This window comes from Vibrio sp. Vb1337, assembly GCF_033338715.1.
Classification (GTDB): domain Bacteria; phylum Pseudomonadota; class Gammaproteobacteria; order Enterobacterales; family Vibrionaceae; genus Vibrio; species Vibrio alginolyticus.
In genome coordinates, this window is sequence record NZ_JAWOTD010000208.1 from 1 (window position 1) to 1132 (window position 1132).

The 1132-nt window shown below is 36.8% G+C and carries 2 protein-coding genes; one reads left to right on the forward strand and one right to left on the reverse strand.

The genetic code is table 11. The annotated features are described in order from the left end of the window. Nucleotides 1–90 precede the first annotated feature (90 nt). Nucleotides 91–273 carry a lipase family protein gene (locus R7E42_RS25075; protein ID WP_268809555.1) on the forward strand — a complete coding sequence of 61 codons (183 nt, stop codon included), beginning with the start codon at nucleotides 91–93 and terminating at the stop codon, nucleotides 271–273. Nucleotides 274–400: 127 nt separating this feature from the next. On the opposite strand, the gene R7E42_RS25080 is transcribed toward R7E42_RS25075, so the two are convergent. Then, nucleotides 401–964 carry a porin family protein gene (locus tag R7E42_RS25080; protein ID WP_318073251.1) on the reverse strand — a complete coding sequence of 188 codons (564 nt, stop codon included), beginning with the start codon at nucleotides 962–964 and terminating at the stop codon, nucleotides 401–403. Nucleotides 965–1132: the final 168 nt, after the last annotated feature.

The following is a 1132-nucleotide window of genomic DNA, read 5'->3' on the forward strand; positions in this document are numbered from 1 at the left end:
CACACATGAGAATTCAAAAGTACTCATTAAAAGATAGAAAGTGTGTACTTACTATATGCTTTTCAATCTAAAGTTTTCTAAGCTTTTGGGATATCAGGTACTTCATCCGGTTACAAGGTACATGCAGGTTTTGTAAATCTCTTCAATACAATAAAGCCACAACTTGCAGCATACATCGCTGGTTATTCGAAAAAGAACATAAAAGCACCAAAGGTAATACACTGCGTAGGTCATAGTTTAGGTGGTGCTCTTGCTTCATTAGCAACAGATTGAGTGAGTAAAATAGTCTCTTCAATTTTCTCCTTACTAAGAATTTCAGGTCTGGTTCATATAACACAACAAAAAATGCGAAGCTATTTAAGCTTCGCATTTTTATTATGGGTTAGAATTATTAGCAATATTAGAATCTATATTCCACACCTAAAGATGCTTGTTTAAAGTCTGTATTTGTATTCGCACCATCAAATACATTTTCTGCGTTCAGTTCCACATCGTACCAAGTGTATTCTGCGTTAACTAAAAAGTTATCCGTTACTTTGAAGCCCACACCGGCACCAGCAAATACACCTTCGTCATCTTTGTTTCCATGGAATCCAGCAACGTTATAATCTGTCGAATACCACATTTGGCCACCTTTCGCGTACACATCCACTCTATCTGTGATTGCAGCCGTCACTTCCAATGCTGCGGTATAACCATCCGTCTCTGCATTAGCCAAGTTGTTACCATAGCTACCAAAATCAATGTAGCCACCTTCCAACGCTAAGTAACGGTTAAAGCGATACCCCACCAATGCTTGCATTGCATCGCTGTCGTCATCGAAATCATCTTGTCCATCAACTTTTAAATAACCGTAGTTCGCACCTACATAAACGCCATGATCTTTGGAGTCCGCTGCGTAAGATAAAGTACTAAACGTTGCTAGAGAAAATAGACCAACCAGAGTAACAACATTGCTTTTCATTTCGTTCTCCTAAATTAACTGATTATCGAAAGTTCCAATCATAAGTAGCAAAAGCAATGCCAATATTAAATTAATGAAAAACTAATTTATTTAATAAGATTCTGACAATTAGCTAAAAGCACTCGTACAAAAAACAAAATACCGGTTATTTATTTACCTTACACAAAC